This is a genomic window from Stenotrophomonas testudinis (genome assembly GCF_024499815.1).
In the GTDB taxonomy this organism is placed as follows: domain Bacteria; phylum Pseudomonadota; class Gammaproteobacteria; order Xanthomonadales; family Xanthomonadaceae; genus Stenotrophomonas.
In genome coordinates this window covers 266,974-281,766 of the sequence record NZ_JAMOKY010000001.1, presented here as the reverse complement: position 1 = coordinate 281,766, position 14,793 = coordinate 266,974, and the positions used below count along the sequence as shown (strand labels likewise).

The following is a 14,793-nucleotide window of genomic DNA, read 5'->3' as shown; positions in this document are numbered from 1 at the left end:
AGCGTGATGCATCCGGCATAACGTCAGACCTGAATGCTTACGGCGCCTCTGCAGCGCCAGCAGTGCCCATCTCCGCAGTTCCTGACCTTCCGACCCAGGAGTGCCCTATGTCCGTTGCCGCACCAAGTCCGCGCCGCTTGACCCGCTGCCTGCTGCAGGCCCTCGCTGTTCCCGCTGCACTGGCTGCCACCGTGCCCATCGCGTGGGCGGGCTGTGACAACGTCGCCCCGCTGGCCGGGCAGAGCGTCACCTGCAGTGCCGCAGCGCCCAACCCGCAATCCGTGCCGGTCAGCGCCAACGGCGAAGCCGGCATCACTCTCAACGTCGCCAGCGGCGCACAGCTGCAGCAGAACGGTGGCGGCAGCGCCATCAGCCTGGTCGGCGCCGGCGGCCATCAGCTTGGCAACCAGGGGGCGATCAGTTCGGTCGGTGGCATCGCCGTGCAGCTGGGTGGCGGCAGCCGTGTCGACAACCTCGGCAGCATCAGCACCGGCAACAACACCGCATTGCAGTTCGTCGGTGCCGGCGACAGTGTGCTGGTCAACCGCGGCACCATCAGCGGCCGCACCGGCGTACAGTTCGGCGCCGGCAATGATCGCCTGGAGATGCTGGACGGCAGCATCAGCGGCGGCGTGCTGCAGGCCGATGGCAACGACGTGCTGCTGATCAGTGGCGGCACGCTCGACAGCGTCGACCAAGGCAACGGCGATGACCAGATGACGGTCAGCGGCGGCACCATCACCGGCCTGGTGGCGCAGGGCAGCGGACGCGATGATTTCGTCATGACCGGCGGCACCCTCGGCGCGCTGCAGCAGGGCGACAACATCGACACCTTCCGCATGAGCGGCGGCCGCATCATCGGCGCCTTCGAGGATGGCGACCAGGCGTGGATGACCGGCGGCCGCATCGGCCGGGTCAACATGAAGCTGGACAAAAACCTGTGGGACCAGTCCGGCGGCACGGTCGACGGCAACGTGGTCACCGGCTTCGATACCGATACCATCATCATCTCCGGCACCGCGTACATCGGCGGCAACATCAGCGTCAGCGGCGGCAATGACAGCGTGACCATCACCGATGGCACCGTGCGGGGACAGGTGCTGCTGAGCACCGGCAACGACACCTTCAACTGGAATGGCGGTGGCATTGTCTACGGCGCCATCGACGGCGGCCCGGACGATGACGTGGCCAACCTCAGCAACCTCAACCAGGCCAACCTGGGCGCAGTGCCATTGTTCGACGGTGGCACCGGCAATGACCAGCTCAACTTCCGCAACGTCAAAACCACCGGCGTGGCCCGCTTCCAGAACTGGGAAGCGATCAGCCTGGCCAGCAGCACCGAGCTGACCTTCGACGGCGACCTCATGCTCGGTGACAGCGGCACGGGCACCGGCACGCTCACCCTGGATGACACCAGCACGCTCTACGCTGGCAACGGCGCGCATGCACTGCGGCCGTTCGCTGCGGGCGCGCTGGTCAACGTGGTCAACGCCGGGCGCATCGATCTCACCGGCATGGGCGCAGGCGATGTCTTCAGCATCCGCGGCAATTACCGCGGCGAGGGCGGCGGCCTCTACCTGCGCACGGTGCTGGCGGGGGATGGCTCCAACAGCGACCGCTTGGTCATTGACGGCGGCACGGCCAGCGGGACGACCGGCATCGGCATCCTCAACGCCGGCGGCGGTGGCGCGGCGACGTTGGCCGACGGCATCCTGGTAGTGCAGGCGTTGAATGGCGGTACCACCGCGGCGAATGCGTTCTCGCTGTTCGCTCCGGTATCGGCCGGTGCCTATGAGTACTTCCTGTTCAAGGGCGGCGTCAGCGCAGGCACCGGCGAGAACTGGTACCTGCGTTCGACCCTGGTGGCTGGCCCGACGCCGGCACCGAACGGCAACGGCAACGCCACGCCGCCGCCACCCACTCCCGACGTCGCGCCACCGCCGCCGATCACGCCGGCACCGCCACCGCCGCCGGAGGATCCGATTGATCCCGACCTGACCGCCGGCGAGACCGCACCGCCGCCGCCACCGCCGGAGCCGACACCGGTAGCGCCGCCCGGCGACCCCGCCGTACCCGATGTACCGGTGGCCGGCAGCAGCCTGCCCGGTGCAGGCTCGACCCCGCCCAGCCCGGGTGCACGGCCGGCGCAGGGCGACGTGGTGCCGCTGTACCGCCTGGAAACCGCCGCCTACGCGGTGGTGCCGCCGCTGCTGCGCGAGACCTCGCTGGCCAGCCTCGGTACCTTCCACGAGCGCCAGGGCGAACAGCGCCTGCTCTACAGCAACGGCGCCTTCCGCACCGCCTGGGGGCGACTGGTGGGGCAGAGCAGCGAGATCCATTGGAAGGGCGACGCACAGCCTGGCTTCGATGGCGATGTGATGGGCGTGCAGGCCGGTCTGGATGTGTGGGCGGCAGCCGCCGACAACCATCGCAACCAGGTGGGCGTGTTTGTCGGCCGCACCCGCGCGCAGGGCAGGACCACCGGCCTGGCGCTGGGCTGGGAGAACGTACAGGTCGGTCAGAGTCGCCTGGACGACAAACATGTGGGCCTTTACTGGACCTTGACCGGCAGCGAGGGCGGTTACCTCGACGCGGTGGCCCTGCAGAGCCGCTACGACGGCCGTGTGCGTTCCTCGCGCGGCCTCGGCATCGACGTCAAGGGCGATGGCACTACGTTGTCGCTGGAAGCGGGCAAGCCGCTGCTGCAGTTCGGGCAGTCCTCATGGTGGCTGGAACCGCAGGTGCAGGTGATCTGGCAGCGCAGTTCGCTGGATGACCGGCGCGACGACGTGTCTGCGGTGCGCTTCGACAGTGACAACGCCTGGACCGGCCGCGTCGGCCTGCGCCTGGCCGGTGATTACCAGCTGGCCGACAACGGCTGGCAGCCGTATTTCAAGGTGAACTACTGGCATGGCCGCTCGGGCGAGGATCGCATCCAGTTCGACAGTGACACGATCATCAACGCGCAGCGCTCGCGTGCGCTGGAAGCCGGTGTCGGTGTGGTCGCACGCTTCAACCGCACCATCAGCTCGTATGCCGTGGCCGACTACACGCGCGAGCTGGGCGGTGACCGCAACGAGGAGCGCCGCATCATCGAAGGCAACATCGGCTTGCGCGCGGACTGGTAGCGCCGGGCCATGCCCGGCGAGGTGGCGGGTGTGCCGACGGCGGTCGGCACACCCCGCAACGCGGCCATGATCCTCGCTTGAATCGGCGTCATGATCTCTCGCCTGCGTCCGATGCCACCAACGCCTCCGCATGATCGGCCATCACCACCACGGCATGCAGCAATCCCTCCTCCACCTGCGGTGGACACTGAGCTTCAGCATCATCCAGTTCCCGCGCGGCCTGCGCCGCCAGCAGTACGCGCCCGCACGCCGACACCGCCGCCATGCAGCGCGTGGCTTCAGCCATTCCCCGCATACGCGCGTCGCTGAGCTTTCGATTCTGCCAAGGCTGCCCATCGGCGCCATGACCGCGCGCGAGGCCGTACAGCCTCGCGAAGAAGGCCGAGGGCGGGGCACTTTCTTCAGCCACGCTCAATGCATCTTCCAGCGCTTTCGCCGTGGTATCGGGCAGGGCCAGGGTGGACAGCGCATCGCCCAGCAGAGACTGCAGGCAGGGATAGGTGGGGTAGGGCGTATTCATGGCGACAACCTCACAAGACAAGGCCACCTGCGGGGTGCAAGGTGGCGGACGGTGCGGGTTGGCGTGCCGGTCAAAATCCGAAGAGAAAAAGCCGACGGATCGCAAGGATCCCCACGCACCGCCCGCCATGGGCGAGCCGGTGCATTGTCGTGATTGCCTCAATGAAGGCAAATCATTCTTTCGGATGTTTGATTCAGGACGCCAATCCCGGCCAGCGCAAAGCGCGCTGGCATACGGAATGTCACTCGCGTTCTCCGGCAGTGGAATGAGTAAAGTTGCAAAGCTTCCCCATGGCAAACATTGGGTCGAAAACGACGTAATGCGCGATAGCGCCAGATCGAACGACGCGGTTATTCTGCCCCTCTGCTACGTGACAAGGAGTCGTCAATGCTTGACCTTCGTTCCGCCGTGCTCGCTGCGCTGTGGTTTTCATCTTCTGCCGCCATGGCAGAACAGACAGTTGAATTGCCGTCGCCAGAAGCGCGCGAACAGATGCTGCATTTCCTTGAGTTCCAATCGCTGTACCGCGATCGCGTCGATTGGAGTAATGCGCGCGCGCGGCTGGCCGCCGCAGGCGACGATCGTGCACAGCAGCGCCGCGTGCTGGATGAGGCGGCCACGCGCAGCAGCGGTGGACATGGCCGGTGGATATCGCCCAGCCAGCAGCGCGAACGCTCCAGCCTCGCCCAGCGTCTGAATGCCGGGCAGAGCACTGCGTTGGCAGAATCCCCAAGCGTTGATGCCCGCATTGGCGTACTGAAGGTCGGCCCCTTCGTGGAGGATCTGCAACGCAGCGAACAGCAGCGCTACGACGCGCGCAAGGCCTACGCGTTGGCACTGCAGCAGCGCATCGTCGATCTGGACGACGGCACGCGCTGTGGCTGGGTGGTCGACGTAAGTGGTAATGGCGGCGGCAACATGTGGCCTATGCTGCTCGGGCTGTTGCCGTTGTTGCAGGGGACTCCAGATGCGCAGGGGGCATTGATCGGTGCCTTCCGCAGTGCCAATGGCCTGCAGTGGTGGCGACAAGAGAAAGGTGAGGTGAGGCAGGACGGCACGCAGGGGCTGCGCTCACGGCAGGCTGCCTATCGCCTGCGTGCGGGTAGCGCCCCGGTGGCGGTGCTGATGGGTGCGCGCACCGCGAGTTCGGGCGAAGCCGTCGCGCTGGCATTCCGGGGACAGGCGGGCAGCCGCAGTTTCGGCCAACCCAGCGCAGGTTTCTCAACCGGCAACCGGCCCGTCAAGCTGGTGGACGGCAGCACCCTGCTGTTGACCCACAACGTGATGGCCGACCGCAACGGGCTGGGCGACGGTGCCAGGTTGCAGCCGGACGAGGCCACCGCTATTGGACCGGACACTCTGGCCGCCGCGCAGGCTTGGCTGCTGGCCCAGCCTGCGTGTGTCGGGGGCTGACCGATGATGATGATCGGCCAGCAGGAGCGAGTGGTGGTGGTTGGCCCGACCGAGGCCCATCACTGCCTACGCTGCCAGACCGAGACAGACTTCGCCCCGCAGCTGCGTTACCGCATGGCGCGCATCGACCTGCTGTTCGGCTTCGTCTACCAGCGCCGTTACGAGCTGGCCTGCACCGGCTGCGGGCATGGCTGGGTGCTGGACACCGACACCATGGACCAGCAGCTGGGCGGGGTGCCGATCCCGTTGCGGCACCGCTTTGGGCTGCTGCTGATGCTGCTGGTGGTGGCTGGGCTGGCGGTGGCAGGGTGGATGTGGCGCTCAGGGGCTGGGGCGGGCTGATGGCGATTGATTTGCATATGTCCCAAATTGGGACTAGGATCCTCCCTTGAAGATATTCTCGCTTTCCACGTTGAGGCGCTACTGGGAGAAATTTCCGGAATGCGAGCAGGCTCTGAAGGCTTGGCATGACGAGGTGAGGCGCGCCGTCTGGGCGAGCCCACACGACATCCGCGACCGCTTCGCCAGCGCCAGTTTCGTGGGCAGCACCCATGTGGTTTTCAACATCAAGGGCAACAGCCATCGTCTTGTGGTGGATGTCTCTTATCAGCGACAGATGGTCTACATCAAATTCATTGGCCGTCATGCCGACTACGATCGAGTAGACGTCTCGACTGTGGAGGGAAAATGAACATTCGCCCCATCCGTACCGAAAGCGACTACGAGATCGCGCTGCGCGAGCTTGAGGCCTATTTCGAGAACGAGCCTGCCATCGGCACTGAAGAAGGGGATCGTTTCGAGATTCTTTCCACGCTTGTCGAGGCCTACGAAGCGAAGCACTACCCGATCGGACTGCCAGATCCCATTGAAGCGATCCGTTTCCGCATGGAGCAGGGTGGGTTGACGGTAAAGGACCTGGTGCCTTCCATCGGCCAGCTCAATCGCGTCTATGAGGTGCTGAACCGCAAGCGCGGGCTGACCCTGGAAATGATCCGCAATCTGCACCGCAACCTGGGCATCCCTGCCGAGAGCCTGATCGGTCGTTGACTGTTCCCATGACGGCGGGTCCGGCACGTGGACCATGCTTCCGTCCTGCTAAAGTGACCCCCTGCAATCACGTACCGGAACCGACCATGGACCACGACACGCCGTTCGAACCCCTCAACGACCTGGAGGTCCGCCTGCTGCAGGCACAGGACGGTACGCTGACTGCCTCGCAGTTCCTCGATGGCCTGCTGACCGCGCCGGTGTTCGTGCTGCTGGACAAAGCCATCGGCGAGGATGGCGCTTGGGACGAGAGCATTTCGCCGCTGGTGCTGACCAGCGAGGGCGGCGAGCCGATGTTCGCGGTGTTCACCGCGCCCGAGCGCGCCGGTCTCTGGCACGAGCAGCTGCCGCAGTTCGCCCATGCCATGCCGATTGCCGTGCACGCGCTGCTGGCGGGCATCGGCGAGGGCGTGGGCCTGGTGCTGAATCCGGGCCTGGATGTGGGCATGGAGATGATTCCCGACGCGGTGGCGCAGCTTAAGGAACGTGCTGCGGCGATCACGCGTGGGATGGCGCACTGATAAAGCTGTGGTTGCCGGCCAGCGACCGGCACTACCAGATGCTTCAGCGGGCGGCGGCGATCGCCTTCACTCGCGCCTTGGCCAGCGCCTCGCCAATGGCCGGCCCCTTCAGGTGCGTGGTATCCAGATCACGTGCCTGCACTGACAACGCGGCCTGGTGCAGGCGCTTGAGCGTTTCGCCCTGCGGGTAGTCGCTGTCCTCGAAACCAAGCCGGCCGCGCTTGTCGGCCTCGCAGCACAGCGCGATGCGGGCCACCCGTTCCGGCCGGCGCAGTGCATCGCAGCGGCCCAGCAGGTCCAGCACAGTGGCATCACGCAGTTCGTCGATGCGGTGCACGTTCAAGTGCTCGCGGCAGACCGCTTCGGCCAGCTGCTGGTGCTCGGTGGGAATCTTCAGGCGCGCACACAGCTCCTTGAGCGGCTTCAGGCCACGCTGTTCGTGCATGATGTGGCGTGGCCATTCGTCCGGCGGCGTCAGGCCCTTGCCAAGGTCGTGGGTGAGCGCGGCGAAGCCGACCAAGTCATCGCCCGGTGCCAGCCGGGCGGCCATGTCACTGACCATCTCCTGATGGATGCCGGTATCCACTTCCGGATGGAACTCGGCGCGCTGCGGCACGCCATACAACGCTTCCAGTTCCGGCAGGATCGGGCCGAGCGCGTGCGCGTCGTGCAGGGTGCGCAGGAAGGCCGACGGCCGTTCGCAGGCCAGCGCCTTGCGCAGTTCCTGCCACACCCGTTCGGGCACCAGCGCATCCAGTTCGCCACTGGCGGCGACCTGGCGCATCAGCGCCATCGTTTCCTCGGCTACCGTAAAGCCCAGCGGCGCGAAGCGCGCCATGAAGCGCGCCGCACGCAGCACGCGCAGCGGGTCTTCAACGAAGGCGGGACCGACATGGCGCAGCACGCGCTGCTGGATGTCGCGCGCACCGCCGTAAGGATCGACCAGGGTGCCATCGGCCTCATCGCAGGCGATGGCATTGATGGTGAAATCGCGGCGCTGCAGGTCTTCCTCCAGGGTGACCCCCGGATCGGCATCGACCACGAAGCCGCGGTAGCCGCGGCCGGATTTGCGCTCGGTGCGCGCCAGCGCGTATTCCTCACCGGTCTTCGGGTGCAGGAACACCGGGAAATCGCGGCCCACGGCGGTGTAGCCCTGCGCTTCCATCTGCGCGGGGGTGGCACCGACCACCACCCAGTCACGGTCGCCGGCGGGGCGCTGCAGCAGGCGGTCGCGTACGGCGCCGCCGACAAGATAGATCTTCATGGCGGTGATGATCGCACGGGCGTGTGCCGCCGCGCTGTGTGCTCGCCGGGCATGGCCCGGCGGCACTACCCGCGTCGATCAATCCCCGCCCTGGTCGGCGTCCGCCGCACAGGTGAACGCCTTGCGCTTGTCCACCAGGCGGCCCATCAGGCGGTCGCTCAGCGGCAGCGCATTGCCATTGAGGCGCCAGTCGTAGATCACGCTGAAGGCCAGCACGCGGGCCACGTACTCGCGCGTTTCCTTGTAGCTGATCGTCTCGATCCACAGGTCCGGGTCGAAGCCCGGGCGCTGGCTCTGCCAGCGCGCGGTCGGGGTCGGGCCGGCGTTGTAAGCGGCGATGGTGACGTAGGGCAGGCCGTCGTACTTGTTCATCAGCTGGCGCAGGTAGGCCGTACCGATGGCGATGTTGGTGTCGGGGTCGTACAGGCTGTCGGCGCCGCCGTAGGCGGTCAGGCCGATGTTCTTGGCCACGCCCGCACCGGTGGCCGGCAGCACCTGCATCAGGCCCATGGCGTTGGCAGGCGAACGCGCGCGCGGGGTGAAGGTGCTTTCGGCGCGGATCTCCGCGGCCACCCAGGCCGGGTCGATGGCGTTGCGCGAGGCTTCGCGGCGAATGGTGCCGTCGTGGTGCAGCGGGAAGCGCAGGTCGTACAGGCGCTGTTCCTGCGGCTGCTTGCCGAGTGCGAACACGGCGCGGTCGAACCAGCCGTTGTCCTGCGCCACGCGTACCGCCAAGCGGCGCTGGGTGTCATCGAAACGCGACAGCGCGCTGTTCCACTCGGCCACGGCCCAGCCATTGCGGTCGATCTGGTACAGCGCCATCGCGCGCTGGATGGCCGGGTCGCGGGCGACGGCGGCCTGCGCCTGCGCACTGTCGTTCGGCTTCCACGGGCACAGCGTGTAGTTCTGCTGCAGCTTGTCGGCGGCCAGGAAACCGTGGAAGGTCGGTGCGCGCGCGGCCGTGCGGAACAGCGGCTGGGCCTGCTGCGCCTGCCCGGTCTTTTCCAGCATGCGTCCTTCGAAATACGCCCAGCGCGAATCGTTGCGCTGCTTGCTGCCCATCTTGCGGATGGCGGTCAGCGCGGCCGCCCAGTCACCGCGCGACATCGCCTCGCGCACGCGCCATTCGTGCAGGCGCTCGTCGTAGGCCGATTCGGGCACGGCGTTGAGCCGGCGCGCGGAGTCGGGCAGGTAGGAGGCCACCGTCCACAGCGCGATCTGGTAACGCACCTGGGCCTGCTGGTCGGCGCTCAGGCCCAGTGCCTGCGCGTACTGCGGCAACTGCTGTTCGGTGGCGCCGGGGTCGGCCTTGGCCAGCTTTTCCAGGCCGTCGGTGGCGATGCGCCGGCTGCGCTCGTTGCGCGGCCAGTTCAGCGCGCTGGCATTGGGCGTGTCAACGAAGGCGGCGTAGGTGTTGGCCAAGGCCAGGTCGGCCGCGGGCAGGCCGCGTGCGGCGCTGCGCATCACTGCCGGCTGCTGTGCATCGGCGGCGGCGTCGATGCGTTCCCAGCGCAGGGCATCACTCATCCCACCCTGCGCCTGCAGTACCGCGAACACCGCGTCACAGGCATCGGGCAGTGACTTGCCGTTCTTGCGCCACAGATCCTGTGTTTCGCTGATCCACTGCGGATCGACCTTGCCAGTGGCCTGGCGCGCCGTCAGCTGGGCGCAGCGCAGGCCGAGGTTGTCGGTAGGTGCCCAGTTGGCCAGCAGGGTGGTCCAGTCCTGGCGGCGCGCCACCGAGGGCAGCCAGACGCTGCGGAAACTGTTGGCCACGGCCTGGCCGTCATAGCGCTTGAGGAAGGCCTGGGCCTGGCCGGTATCGACCGTGTCGATATTGCGGCGAAGCTGGGCAAACTCGACCCAGCCGTAGGCCGGGTGGCGGCTGAGCGCGGCGGCCTGGCGTGGATCGAGCTGGCCGCGTTCGGCCGCAGCGATGGCGGCCTTGAGCTGGCCGCTCTGGGCGTCGAGTGACTGGGCGCTGGCGCAGCCGATCAGCAACGATGCGGACAGCGGGAGCAGGGACAGGGCGGTCGAAGAGCGTCGGGTCATGGGCCCAGCATAGCGGGCGCTGGCTGAATTCAGTTTCGCATCGCGTGCACGGTGGCTGCACTGATGCAAATGGCCCGCTTTGGCGGTGGGTCAGGCCGGATGCTCGGGCCGGTCCAACGCGGAATTCAGTGAGAGTCGTCGCATAAAGCCCACTTTGAAGGCGTTTCGCGCAGTTGACGCTTTTGCCAATTGAAGCGGCCGCACAACGGGTGCCTGCTGCAGTGAAACGGGAGCAGCCGCTCCGCCCCTGCAGAGGACCATCGCATGTCAGACCAGCCCAAGCCGTTCAGTCCTGTCTCGGTTGCCGCCATCCAGTTCGACCCACAGTGCGGGCCGGAGAACGTCCCCGCCAACATCGAACGGGCGCGCCTGCTTGCCACGCAGGCGGTGGAACGTGGGGCCCGCCTGATCGTGCTGCCGGAGCTCTGCTGCACCGGCTATTCATTCAACAGCCGGGCAGAAGCGTTTGCGATGGCTGAATCCGTACCTGATGGAACGACGGCGCAATACTGGGAGGCCTTCGCGCGCGAGGCAGGCATCCATCTGGCCGTGGGCATTGCGGAACGCGATGGTGCCCGTCTTTACAACACCGCCGTGCTGTTCGGTCCGGACGGCTATATCGGGCGCTATCGCAAGACCCATCTGTGGTGCCGCGAGAAGCTCTACTTCTGTGCCGGCGACCTCGGCTATCCGGTGTTCGAGACGAGCGTTGGCCGGATCGGCCTGATGGTCTGCTGGGATGTCTGGTTCCCGGAGGTGCCGCGCCTGCTGGCGTTGCAGGGGGCTGACATCATCCTCAGCCTCAACTGCTGGGTGTGGACGCCGCCGCCGCTGTTCGATGAAAGCGGCCGCTGCATGGCCAGCTACCTGACCATGACTGCCGCACACGTCAACAATGTGTTCATCGCAGCGGCCAACCGGGTTGGCACTGACCGCGGGGATCGGTTCCTGGGCTGTTCGCTGATCGTCAGTACGAACGGATGGCCACTGGCCTCCATCGCAGCGCCTGAAGGCGAGGCGGTGGTGATGGCCGAGGTGGACCTTTCCACGGCACGCAGTGCACCGATCTGGAATTCTCTCAACGACCTGTGCCGCGACCGGCGTACCGATCTCTTCGATCCGATGCTGGGCTATCGCCAGCATCCCATGCTGCCGCGCTGAGGCTCACGCATGGCGCGCACCCCCTTACCGGCCCAGTCGCCAGCCGCCCGCTGCCACTGGGGCTGGGTACTGTTCTCAGCGACATTTGCACTGGCGATCATCGTGACGATGGTGGCTGGTTGGCGCACGATGCCCCCCGGCCAGCTCTGGCCAGACCACAGCCAGTTGATGGGCAGCCTCGCAACATGGGCGGGCCGCTGGCGATGGTGGGTTGGCGATGCCAGTGAGGTGACCTTCTACAAGCACGAGTTCGCCTCGCTCGGTCTGATCGGGGGTGCTGCAGTGGCTCATTGGGCGAACAGGCGTGGGAAATCATGGGAGGGATTCCCGATCTGCTACGGCACTGGCCGCTGGCCCTGGGTCGCAGTAGCGTCGATTGGCGGACTACTGCTTGCCAATATGATATTTGCCAGCACAGTGCAGGACGGGAGCTGGCAGCCCACGTTTGTTGCTGCGGTCTCGCTGCCGGCGGCGATGGTGCTGCTGTTCGGTGGCGGCTGGAAGATTACGGGAATCGCCGCCGCATCTGGCGCATTGCTGGTCACGCCGCTGGCGTTGTTGCTGGTGAATCAGCTCTGCGCACCGCTGGGCCTGCCAGCCGTCATCGGCAACGTCCTTGCAATGGCACTGGCAAGCGCGGCCGCCTTCGTCGCCGCGAGGCGGCTGGGCTGGAAGCCGGTTCCCGCTGCGCCTAGGCCAGAGCCCGTTGTGCACGTCACGCGGTATGGCTGGCAATGGGGCATGCGCCGGGTGCTGGCGGACTTCAGCGAAGCTCCATTCCTGGGCAACGAGCTCGCCAGTGCCGGGCTGATCGGCGGCGTACTGCTTGCCGCCCTGCTGCAGCCGGCCGGACCCTTCTATGGCACCGGTTGGCTGATGGCACTGCTGTGCGGCCAGGCGCTCGCCTCTGCGGTGGGAGTCTGGGTATGGCGGGAGCGCTGGATCCAGCGTGGCTGGTACCCCACGTATATCCCGATTGTCTCCGTGGTTCCTGCCTGCATTCTTGCCCACGGCGGGAGCGCGGCGGTGGTGGTGCTGTCCGCGCTGCTGGGGGCACTGCTGACGCCACCGTTGGCTGCGGCATGTTCGGCTCGCCTGCCTGCACATGTGCATCCGTATATAGGCAATCTCCTATCGATGGCGGCAGGCGTTCTGCTGATCGTCCCTGCGGTGGGCTGGATACTGAAGGGGGCCATATGAAGCGGCTGGCATTGGGTTCACTCGGTGGCACCCTCAGCATGCGGGGGGACGCAGCGGAAGTGGGCATCGTTCCGAAGATCTCCGCGCAGTTGCTGGCGGAGGCAGTGCCGGGACTGAGCAGGTTGGCAGCCGTGCAGGCGCATACGCTCGGTCTGTCCCCCAGTGCATCGATGTCCTGGGTCGATGTGCTTGCTGCACGGGACTGGGCAGACACGATGGTGGGCGACGGCGCTGATGGCGTGATCATCACCCAGGGCACCGACACGCTCGAGGAGTCGGCGTACCTGCTGGATCTGTTATGGACGCATCCGCAACCGCTGGTGTTGACGGGCGCCATGCGCGGTGCAGATGCAGCTGGTGCTGATGGCCCCGGCAATGTGCTGGCCGCAGCGGTTGCGGCACTTGATCCCCACACTCGCATGCGCGGGGTGATCGTCGCCATGCAGGACCGCCTGTACGCGGCGGACCAGGTGCGCAAGGTGCACAGCCTGGATCTGGATGCCTTCCAGTCGCCAGATAAAGGCTGTATCGGGCGGGTGCAGGAAGGGCAATGCAGCTATGCGGGACTGCCTCCGGAACGACTGCCTGCAGTAGTGCCCACGCGTGTTCAGCAACGGGTAGCCCTGCTCGAGGCGGTGCTGGGCGAAGGTCCTGAGGTGCTGCATTCGGTACTGGAGAGCGGATGCGAGGGACTGGTCGTGGCGGCCATGGGCGCGGGCCATGTCCCGTCCAGCTGGGTTGAGCCCTTGGCGCGTGCCGCAGTGCATCGTCCCGTCATCATCGCCTCGCGCACCGGCGCCGGCGCGACGGCACGCCATACCTATGGCTTTGCTGGCGGAGAAATCCACCTGCAGCGGCGGGGGCTGCTGATGGCCGGATCACTGTGCCCCCGTAAGTGTCGCCTGTTGTTGTGGGCGCTGATCGGCTCGGACGCACTCGGCTCTCTGCGGGAGCGCCTGCAAGCATACGGCGGAGGCGTGAGCAACGGCAGCTGAATGCTCCACGCGCAGACACTGCCGCCAGCCTGCAATGGCGACGTACTGTCGGCTTGGGCGAACGGCCCGGGTGCAAGGAGTGGCACATGGCGTTCAGTAGCGCAGGAAAAAGCGGCCCCTTGGCGGAGATCAATGTCACGCCGCTGGTGGATGTGATGCTGGTGTTGTTGATCATCTTCATCGTGACCGCGCCGATGCTGTCGCGGCCCATCGCGGTGCAGCTGCCACAGGCAACGGACCGGGTGGTCGACCGTCCGGATCCACCACCGCCGATCGAGCTGCGCCTGGATGCGTCCAGCCAGCTGAGCTGGAACGGCCAGCCGATGGCCATCAATGATCTGCAGGCGCGCCTGCGCACCCAGGCCAGCGAGCACGCCGGCAACCTGCCGGAGCTGCGCATCGCCACCGATCCGTCTGCCGAATACGAAGGCATGGCGAAGATACTCTCGGCTGCCGAGGCCACGGGAATGGAGCGGATCGCCTTCGTGCGATGACGCAAAGTGGCGCTCTCAGGGCATTACTCCCTGAGAGCGCGGACTGATCGGGTGAGGTCAGTATTGCTGGCAGTAAACCGTGCGGCCGTCCCAACTGCAGGAAATGCGGCTGCTTGGGCCACGTTGGACCGGTACGCCGTACATCTGTGCAGAGCGGACCCATTTATCAAGGTCGCCCTCGCGGCCGAAATAGTACTGGCCAGCGTAAGAGGGAGCTGTGGCAGGATCTGCGATAGTCATCGGGCACCTTGTTTCCGGTGCTGTCACGACTCTCTCCCTTCTGGTATTTGGCCTCTGACACGTTGTCAGGTGTGATTCTATAGAGGGTCTTCGAACCATCTCGCCAGGTAATAATCACATTGACTGCGCCGCCGCCCTTGATGCTGGCCCAGCTAAGCGCAAACTGTTAGATGGAAAGCGCAAAGCTGTTCCAGGCGGTGCTGCTGGTATTAGCTCCTGCAATTTCCAAGGCCAGATACTGGCCTAGTCGCGTTCTCATGGTTGCGGAGTTGACGATTTCGAAGGCGTCCGAGGATTTGTAGGAGTCGGGAAATCGCATTCCGTTTGAATTTCCCGGGTTGTCGGGATGCAGGGGGACGACGGCGCCTCCACCTGCTTTAGGAAAGGCTTGGTCGGAGTGGCCAGTGGTGTTTGACACACTCTCTACAATTCGTAGAAACGCCATTTGGATCTGACTGGGAACCGGCGTGGAAATGGCACGCCATTTCCTGAGCTCACGATCGTACTCAACATTGAAAGCGGTGAGTTGCGCTTTGTCGAAGTCAATTATTACTGTGAGCCCGGCCCCCGACTGCAGTGCAACGGATTTGGGGGATGCGCAGTTGTTGCATTCTATGAGGCCACCTGCTTTTGCTCCGCCCGTGAACGAGAGGGTTGCCAGAGCGATGATTGCAGCCTGCAGTGCGGCAGTAATTGCTTTCACGATAGGACCTCACACGACGCTTCGGAGGTTTGAGTCTCTGCCCAGTTCCTGCTGA

14 protein-coding genes are annotated in these 14,793 nt (G+C 65.9%); 10 read left to right on the top strand and 4 right to left on the bottom strand.

Annotation, left to right across the window (positions count from 1 at the left end; genetic code table 11):
• Positions 1 to 107: 107 nt before the first annotated feature.
• Positions 108 to 3,128, top strand: a complete 3,021-nt coding sequence (locus tag NQ204_RS01230) for an autotransporter family protein (protein ID WP_116863459.1) — start codon at positions 108 to 110, stop codon at positions 3,126 to 3,128.
• Between the two features lie 88 nt (positions 3,129 to 3,216).
• On the opposite strand, the gene NQ204_RS01225 is transcribed toward NQ204_RS01230, so the two are convergent.
• Complete coding sequence (locus NQ204_RS01225; RefSeq protein ID WP_116863477.1) at positions 3,217 to 3,648, bottom strand: hypothetical protein; 432 nt, start codon at positions 3,646 to 3,648, stop codon at positions 3,217 to 3,219.
• Positions 3,649 to 4,035: 387 nt separating this feature from the next.
• On the opposite strand from NQ204_RS01225, the gene NQ204_RS01220 reads away from it, so the two are divergent.
• The 5 genes from NQ204_RS01220 to NQ204_RS01200 all read left to right on the top strand — a co-directional run bounded on the left by NQ204_RS01220 (position 4,036) and on the right by NQ204_RS01200 (position 6,629).
• Complete coding sequence (locus NQ204_RS01220) at positions 4,036 to 5,061, top strand: S41 family peptidase (RefSeq protein WP_256642847.1); 1,026 nt, start codon at positions 4,036 to 4,038, stop codon at positions 5,059 to 5,061.
• A gap of 3 nt (positions 5,062 to 5,064) precedes the next feature.
• On the top strand, positions 5,065 to 5,403 hold the full coding sequence (locus NQ204_RS01215) for a hypothetical protein (RefSeq protein WP_256642846.1): 339 nt from the start codon (positions 5,065 to 5,067) through the stop codon (positions 5,401 to 5,403).
• 46 nt (positions 5,404 to 5,449) lie between these two features.
• The gene (locus NQ204_RS01210; RefSeq protein ID WP_256642845.1) at positions 5,450 to 5,752 is read left to right on the top strand and encodes a type II toxin-antitoxin system HigB family toxin; all 303 of its coding nucleotides are present in this window, start codon (positions 5,450 to 5,452) and stop codon (positions 5,750 to 5,752) included.
• Positions 5,749 to 6,108, top strand: a complete 360-nt coding sequence (locus NQ204_RS01205) for a helix-turn-helix domain-containing protein (protein WP_116863463.1) — start codon at positions 5,749 to 5,751, stop codon at positions 6,106 to 6,108. Before NQ204_RS01210 ends, NQ204_RS01205 begins: the two co-directional genes overlap by 4 nt.
• An 86-nt stretch (positions 6,109 to 6,194) precedes the next feature.
• On the top strand, positions 6,195 to 6,629 hold the full coding sequence (locus tag NQ204_RS01200) for an SseB family protein (RefSeq protein WP_116863464.1): 435 nt from the start codon (positions 6,195 to 6,197) through the stop codon (positions 6,627 to 6,629).
• Between the two features lie 43 nt (positions 6,630 to 6,672).
• Here the strand turns inward: NQ204_RS01200 and NQ204_RS01195 are convergent, their stop codons facing one another.
• Together NQ204_RS01195 and NQ204_RS01190 are read right to left on the bottom strand one after the other, a co-directional pair.
• Positions 6,673 to 7,893 carry a multifunctional CCA addition/repair protein gene (locus NQ204_RS01195; protein ID WP_116863478.1) on the bottom strand — a complete coding sequence of 407 codons (1,221 nt, stop codon included), beginning with the start codon at positions 7,891 to 7,893 and terminating at the stop codon, positions 6,673 to 6,675.
• 78 nt (positions 7,894 to 7,971) lie between these two features.
• Complete coding sequence (locus NQ204_RS01190) at positions 7,972 to 9,945, bottom strand: transglycosylase SLT domain-containing protein (RefSeq protein WP_256642844.1); 1,974 nt, start codon at positions 9,943 to 9,945, stop codon at positions 7,972 to 7,974.
• A gap of 264 nt (positions 9,946 to 10,209) precedes the next feature.
• Here NQ204_RS01190 and NQ204_RS01185 point away from each other — a divergent pair, with 264 nt between their 5' ends.
• The 4 genes from NQ204_RS01185 to NQ204_RS01170 all read left to right on the top strand — a co-directional run bounded on the left by NQ204_RS01185 (position 10,210) and on the right by NQ204_RS01170 (position 13,795).
• Entirely contained in the window at positions 10,210 to 11,106 is an 897-nt protein-coding gene (locus NQ204_RS01185; RefSeq protein WP_116863466.1) for a nitrilase family protein, read from the top strand.
• A gap of 9 nt (positions 11,107 to 11,115) precedes the next feature.
• On the top strand, positions 11,116 to 12,306 hold the full coding sequence (locus NQ204_RS01180) for a hypothetical protein (protein WP_256642843.1): 1,191 nt from the start codon (positions 11,116 to 11,118) through the stop codon (positions 12,304 to 12,306).
• Positions 12,303 to 13,301, top strand: a complete 999-nt coding sequence (locus tag NQ204_RS01175) for an asparaginase (RefSeq protein WP_256642842.1) — start codon at positions 12,303 to 12,305, stop codon at positions 13,299 to 13,301. Before NQ204_RS01180 ends, NQ204_RS01175 begins: the two co-directional genes overlap by 4 nt.
• Before the next feature lie 86 nt (positions 13,302 to 13,387).
• Complete coding sequence (locus NQ204_RS01170; RefSeq protein ID WP_256642841.1) at positions 13,388 to 13,795, top strand: ExbD/TolR family protein; 408 nt, start codon at positions 13,388 to 13,390, stop codon at positions 13,793 to 13,795.
• Between the two features lie 406 nt (positions 13,796 to 14,201).
• Here the strand turns inward: NQ204_RS01170 and NQ204_RS01165 are convergent, their stop codons facing one another.
• Positions 14,202 to 14,738 carry a hypothetical protein gene (locus NQ204_RS01165; RefSeq protein ID WP_256642840.1) on the bottom strand — a complete coding sequence of 179 codons (537 nt, stop codon included), beginning with the start codon at positions 14,736 to 14,738 and terminating at the stop codon, positions 14,202 to 14,204.
• Positions 14,739 to 14,793: the final 55 nt, after the last annotated feature.

What these genes read in the sequence shown, in the direction of transcription:
- NQ204_RS01180 (WP_256642843.1), top strand. Translation starts at nt 11,116, where the DNA reads ATGGCGCGCACCCCCTTACCGGCCCAGTCGCCAGCCGCCCGCTGCCAC.
- NQ204_RS01230 (WP_116863459.1), top strand. Translation starts at nt 108, where the DNA reads ATGTCCGTTGCCGCACCAAGTCCGCGCCGCTTGACCCGCTGCCTGCTG.
- NQ204_RS01225 (WP_116863477.1), bottom strand. Translation starts at nt 3,648, where the DNA reads ATGAATACGCCCTACCCCACCTATCCCTGCCTGCAGTCTCTGCTGGGC.
- NQ204_RS01195 (WP_116863478.1), bottom strand. Translation starts at nt 7,893, where the DNA reads ATGAAGATCTATCTTGTCGGCGGCGCCGTACGCGACCGCCTGCTGCAG.
- NQ204_RS01205 (WP_116863463.1), top strand. Translation starts at nt 5,749, where the DNA reads ATGAACATTCGCCCCATCCGTACCGAAAGCGACTACGAGATCGCGCTG.
- NQ204_RS01190 (WP_256642844.1), bottom strand. Translation starts at nt 9,945, where the DNA reads ATGACCCGACGCTCTTCGACCGCCCTGTCCCTGCTCCCGCTGTCCGCA.
- NQ204_RS01200 (WP_116863464.1), top strand. Translation starts at nt 6,195, where the DNA reads ATGGACCACGACACGCCGTTCGAACCCCTCAACGACCTGGAGGTCCGC.
- NQ204_RS01220 (WP_256642847.1), top strand. Translation starts at nt 4,036, where the DNA reads ATGCTTGACCTTCGTTCCGCCGTGCTCGCTGCGCTGTGGTTTTCATCT.
- NQ204_RS01175 (WP_256642842.1), top strand. Translation starts at nt 12,303, where the DNA reads ATGAAGCGGCTGGCATTGGGTTCACTCGGTGGCACCCTCAGCATGCGG.
- NQ204_RS01215 (WP_256642846.1), top strand. Translation starts at nt 5,065, where the DNA reads ATGATGATGATCGGCCAGCAGGAGCGAGTGGTGGTGGTTGGCCCGACC.
- NQ204_RS01170 (WP_256642841.1), top strand. Translation starts at nt 13,388, where the DNA reads ATGGCGTTCAGTAGCGCAGGAAAAAGCGGCCCCTTGGCGGAGATCAAT.
- NQ204_RS01185 (WP_116863466.1), top strand. Translation starts at nt 10,210, where the DNA reads ATGTCAGACCAGCCCAAGCCGTTCAGTCCTGTCTCGGTTGCCGCCATC.